Source organism: Desulfosarcina sp. (assembly GCF_046496365.1).
Classification (GTDB): domain Bacteria; phylum Desulfobacterota; class Desulfobacteria; order Desulfobacterales; family Desulfosarcinaceae; genus Desulfosarcina.
Window position 1 is genome coordinate 1 of the sequence record NZ_JAWOHB010000127.1, and the last position, 5,172, is coordinate 5,172.

The window sequence follows — 5,172 nt, forward strand, 5'->3', positions numbered from 1 at the left end:
GGGGTTACCAATCCTCTAGGATCCACGATGGGATAATACGGCAGATCCGGATGCCCCACGGCTGTCCAGTTGCGATGGGTCAGGTTGACGTGGCTGAAAGCGAACCCCCGGAGGATAAAGGATATATCACGGGGTTTTTCATGATTTCCACCATTGTCACGGAACTCGCTGTCCTTTTTCGATGTATGCAAAAATTTGGTCTCTCAAATCCAGGGGGCGCATCCATGAAGCATCGTTTTTCATACACGGCGGCAGCAACACGAACCCCCTGGTTTCCTCTTTGCCGGGCCCGCCATGGGCGCCGCTCTCGATATTGAAAGAGATGGGCGCCCCACCCGGTTTCCACCCGGAGACCACCAGATCGCCTGCATTGGGATGAAGGCACAGACGGCTTAGGTCTTCGGCCGTTTGATCTAAAAAGGGGTGATCATTGCCGAGGATCGTCTCACGGTCCTTCGAGAGGGTAAATACGCCCGAATCGTTGACGGCAGCGATACTCCCTTTTTTCTGAAACAATACCAGCGGAATGTGTGCCTGACGATTAAGGCGGCGGGCGAGCTGTTCGAGCGCAGGGGAAGGATCGACCGGATCGAGCTGAATGCGGGTGCTGTGCGGCAGGTAGACATGCCCCAGCGGCCCCATGGTCGTAATCCGCACACGATCCGCAGACCCGGCGGTGAAGAATTTCCGGTGCCCACGCATTGGCCCGGATTGTCCGAAGAGAACATTGCCGGCCCGCCGGTAGAGGTTGGCCAGTATGTCGTCCGCATCCCGCTCGTCTCGAGAATCTTCAGGGCCTTGCTTCTCTGCGATCACCTCGCGAATGGCCTGTTTCAATGGCTTTCCGGCATGGCGGTGGTAGCTGTGGACCGACTCCTGGCCATGATCGGCATAGATGACGACCCGGTAATCCCGGCATTGCGAGCGCATGGCGGTCCGGTATATATCCCGCGCCACCCCGTCGATGCCTTTCAATGTCCAGTGGGCGAATGCGGATCCGGGTCCACGGCGGTGCGCCTGCTCGTCGTAACCGAAAAAATTGGCCGCAATAATCGGCACACCCCGTGTGGCATCCATTTTCACCCGCAGACGAATCAATTCCCGCAAAATGATGCAGACGAACAATCGGGTCGGGATGAATTTCAATTCTTTGACGATGTTTTTTCCACTGACCATCCCTTTGATAAAATCATAGACCCCCAAAATCAGCTCAAGGCATGCAACCCCCAGAATCCTGAACAGCTTGCCGGCCTGAATCACAACAAAGAGAGCCAATTTTATCGGATTGACGGCCCTGATCAATGATTCGAGATTCATGGTTTCGGCGCAGTAGCGGGCAGTAGCGGCGCCACCCGAATAGATATTGGAATAGCTGGACCCTCCCGCGAGAAGCGGCTGCCCGGTCTGTTGGAGTTGACGGGCAATGGCGTTGGCGGATGCCGGTAAAAACATGGCGTGCCGCAATCGGGTGCTGTTGTCGATAAACTCAAAGGCGGGGACCACCGTCTTGATGCCGTAAAACAACTCTCCCTGAACGGCCGGTGTGGAAGACGGCAGCCCTGAATAAAAGGGTTTCTCTACATACCCGTTTTTTTCCAGCAGCTGGCGGATAAACGGCAATCGGTCGCGGTTCAATGCCCGCTGAAACTGGGTGTAGGAGAGCCCGTCGATTTGAATCAGGATCAATCCGGGTTGGTCACCGCTGCCGGTACAGCGCGGCAATCCCAGCAGCCGGCTGAAACGCTCCTTTCGAAACAGCCATGTCGACCATAATTGGAAACTATTTTTGAGACGATCAATCGGATTCATCGAGACCGATCACTTTCGATTCTTCATCCACGGTTTGGATAATGCTTTCGGTCTTCCCGACGACCAGATCCCATTCCGCCCGGCAGGCCAGCAAGAATTTATCCCAAATATGCAGCTCGTTGGTTTTATAGGTGCCTTTTTTCTTTCGGGTTTCCACCGCATCCGCATACAGATCCTGCAATTTTTTCACGGATCGTTCCCGAGCGAACGATTGAACGCTACTGCGGGCCGCCTTGGCCCATTGTGCAATTTTATGGGGATGGGCGATACTCCAGGTCAGCATCTCGGCAAATTGCCTTTCCGATGATTGGCTGTCCAGCAGCCGCCCGTTCAACCCGTCTTCAACCACTTCTCTGACGCCGGACGCATCCAGCGCGATAACCGGAACACCCGCCGCCATGGCTTCGGTTAAAACCATCCCCTGGGTTTCGGAGTGGGATGCAAAGGCAAAAATATTCATGGCATGGTAAGCATTGGCCAGGGTCTGACCGGTGGCCGTGCCGGCCAGGATCAATCGCTTCTGCAACCCGGATTCGGCAAACGTTTGCAAAATGGTTTGCCGGCTGAGCCCTTCTCCCACAACCAAAAAATAGACATCCGATTTTTTTTCAATCGTTTGGGCTGCAGCGGTCGCCAGATAGTCCAGATTTTTTTCCGGTGCCAGTCTGCCCAGATGGCCAATAACAAAAGAATCCTGCGGAATACCGTGTTTCTCACGGAACGATTCTCCACTACCCTTGGAAAAAAAAGAAGTGTCCACACCGGTCGGGATGACGGTGACCGGAACGGTCACGCCGCGTTTGCGAACCAGGTGCCGAATGCTCTGGCTGGGCGCCACGACCCGGTCACACATATCGGCATAATTGGTCGATAGAAACGCGGCAAACCGTTTCATATTTTCGGGATTTCTGGCGATATAATGCGTATATTCCTCGTACAGGGTGTGATGCGTGAAAATCAGCGGCAATTGTCTTCGCCGGGCGGCTCTCAGCGCTGCATCCCCCAATAGATAGGGATGGTGGCTGTGAATGACATCCGGTTCAAATAGATCGATTTTTTCATCCACGAGAAACGGCGAAGGAATGCGGACCGAGAAATCACTGCCGTTAAACTTTTGAATGGCAGGCACACGGAAGACTTCCGCTTCATCGCGATCATGTTTTTCACATCCGGCAAACGTGGGGGCAACGACCAGCACCCGGTGGCCGGCATCTCTCAAATCCTGGGAGAAAAAAGAGACCGACCGGGCGACCCCGCCCACATGGGGAAGATAGGTATTGGTAAACATGCATATTTTCATGCCGGCATCCTTCTTCGATGGACCCGTTCACATCAGACATCGATGTTACGCAACCGCAGGGCGTTTCCCACCACCGACACCGAACTGAAACTCATGGCAGCTGAGGCGATCATCGGTGAAAGCAACAGCCCGAAGTACACCCCCACGGTCCCGTCTTCGATAAATTTTTCCATTTCAACGGCCCCATCCGAATTGGTGTGGAGAAAAAACCCCAAAATGGGCAACACATCATCCCACCCGGTAAGTTCATCGTATTATCTATCGATGAGGTATGGGGCGGTATGGGGGATTCACTCTATCGTACTGCCCTGAGATGTGCATTTTCGATTGGCGCAATCTTAACCCGGACCGCATCTGCGGGTTGCGGCGCTATCCAGCAGCATTGAAAATACTGAAATGAACCCATATGCAGAATTGATCAACGGTGGTAGTTGGTGACGAGACAAACGCTCATGAGAGGGTATGCTGGAAAGGAGATTGAAGATGATGCATTTTTCAATTCAACCGATCGTGTCGATTCTTGCCGGGCTGCTGATTCTGTTGGTTCCCAGGTCGTTGAACTATATCGTCGCCGTCTACCTGATACTTATCGGGATCCTCGGTCTGATGCGTTTTTAGCAGCCTGCCCCATCGGCTGTAACCGTTTCGGTTCAGGCGCTAAATCGGATGAACTCGAAAAAGCCAGATTTACGAATCCGTCAAATGGGGAGGATGGCATTAATCCGGGTTCCCCGACCAAGATGCGACTCGATGTGAAAGGAGCCACCGAAGATTTCACAGCGTTCGCGCATGGCGGTCAGACCATATCCGCTCAAGGGGTCTTTTTCGGAGAGGACCTCTTCGGCGTCGAAACCCCGGCCATCGTCTCCAATGAGCAGGGAGATCGAACGATTCCCGTCGGAAAAACCCATCTGCAGCCGAACCGCACCGGCCTCGCTGTGTTTGGCAGCGTTGCTTAAGCGCTCCTGTACAATGCGGTAAATAATGATCTTCATCTCTTCGGGGACATCTTCCTCGGCGATGTCCTTCCGGTATTCAACATGAATGTTCCCATAAAGTCGTCGAAACTGACGCAGGTACCACTGGATGGTGGCCATCAGTCCCAGGTCATCCAGCGTGGTGGGGCGCAGGTTGGCGGAGATGCGTTTGGTCTCTTTAATGGTCGCCAGGAGATAGGCAATCTCCTGATCCAACGAGTCGTCCAATCGGCCGTGATTCTGCTCGCGCTGCATCTCCTTTTCTTCCAGACTGAATTTAATGGCCGCTAGGCCGGCACCGATGCTGTCGTGCAGCTCCTTGGATACGGTTCGCCGATCCGCCTCGAGAACATCCAAAATACGCCTGGACATGTTTTTAAGGCGCTCCCGTGAAATGCTCAGTGGATCACCCATGCGTTTTCGCTCGGCAATCTCGTTCTCCAGCCGGTTCATCGTGGATTCCAGATACCGTTCATAATCGATCAGTTGGGTGACATCCGATGCGACAATGATGACCATGCGCTGGCCGTCTGACGTCCGGCCCAAAGGTGCATTGAAGAGTTCCCAGATCAAGGATTGACCCTTTTTGTTTCTTAACGAAATGCGCAATGGCGTCAGTGCTTTTCCCGGTTCAAACAGGCCATTCAAATCGGTTTCGTTTCCATTGTCCGATTCAGTTAGAATGTGTTCGACCCATGCGTGGGCGGTGGGGATATCTGCATGGGAAAACCCGGTGGCCGCTTGAAAGGCGTGGTTGGTCATGAGCAGTCGGCCATCGTCACGGACGATGCGGACCGGTACCGGTGCATGCTAGAGCGCCTGAAAGTACGGCACTTGGATGCGGAAATCGAGAGCGTCGCAATCATCGGGCTGTGTTTTCTCGGACATCAAGACTTCCTGGCTATTTTTTCATTTCAACGAGGCCGTTTTCAATGGCAAAGGCGGTCAGCTGGGCGATGTTGTGTAAGTCAAGCTTGCCGATCAGGTTGGCGCGGTGCTTTTCCACGGTTTTGACGCTGATGTGCAGAAATTCGGCGATATCCTTGTTGGTGTACCCTTCGGCCAGCAGCTTCAACACCTCGCGCT

At 53.8% G+C, this 5,172-nt stretch carries 7 protein-coding genes and 1 pseudogene; 1 reads left to right on the forward strand and 7 read right to left on the reverse strand.

Annotated features, from left to right (window positions below; translation table 11 throughout):
* The 4 genes from R6V78_RS11550 to R6V78_RS11565 form a co-directional block, all read right to left on the reverse strand.
* Nucleotides 1-191, reverse strand: a 191-nt coding sequence (locus R6V78_RS11550) for a hypothetical protein (RefSeq protein ID WP_410289513.1), incomplete at its 3' end; no start/stop codon positions are given.
* Complete coding sequence (locus tag R6V78_RS11555) at nucleotides 157-1,809, reverse strand: hypothetical protein (RefSeq protein ID WP_410289514.1); 1,653 nt, start codon at nucleotides 1,807-1,809, stop codon at nucleotides 157-159. The genes R6V78_RS11555 and R6V78_RS11550, both read right to left, overlap by 35 nt.
* Nucleotides 1,796-3,109, reverse strand: a complete 1,314-nt coding sequence (locus R6V78_RS11560) for a glycosyltransferase (RefSeq protein WP_410289515.1) — start codon at nucleotides 3,107-3,109, stop codon at nucleotides 1,796-1,798. The genes R6V78_RS11555 and R6V78_RS11560 overlap by 14 nt, the downstream gene beginning before the upstream one ends.
* A 32-nt stretch (nucleotides 3,110-3,141) precedes the next feature.
* The gene (locus tag R6V78_RS11565) at nucleotides 3,142-3,282 is read right to left on the reverse strand and encodes a hypothetical protein (protein WP_410289516.1); all 141 of its coding nucleotides are present in this window, start codon (nucleotides 3,280-3,282) and stop codon (nucleotides 3,142-3,144) included.
* Between the two features lie 310 nt (nucleotides 3,283-3,592).
* On the opposite strand from R6V78_RS11565, the gene R6V78_RS11570 reads away from it, so the two are divergent.
* Entirely contained in the window at nucleotides 3,593-3,727 is a 135-nt protein-coding gene (locus R6V78_RS11570; RefSeq protein WP_410289517.1) for a DUF3096 domain-containing protein, read from the forward strand.
* Between the two features lie 80 nt (nucleotides 3,728-3,807).
* On the opposite strand, the gene R6V78_RS11575 is transcribed toward R6V78_RS11570, so the two are convergent.
* The 3 genes and pseudogenes from R6V78_RS11575 to R6V78_RS11585 form a co-directional block, all read right to left on the reverse strand.
* Nucleotides 3,808-4,539: a sensor histidine kinase gene (locus tag R6V78_RS11575; protein ID WP_410289519.1), complete on the reverse strand. Its 732-nt coding sequence runs from the start codon at nucleotides 4,537-4,539 to the stop codon at nucleotides 3,808-3,810.
* Between the two features lie 27 nt (nucleotides 4,540-4,566).
* Nucleotides 4,567-4,884: pseudogene (locus tag R6V78_RS11580) on the reverse strand (PAS domain S-box protein); the annotation flags it as partial.
* A 103-nt stretch (nucleotides 4,885-4,987) separates the two neighbouring features.
* A partial coding sequence (locus R6V78_RS11585) for a response regulator transcription factor (RefSeq protein ID WP_410289518.1) occupies nucleotides 4,988-5,172 on the reverse strand: 185 nt, incomplete at its 5' end.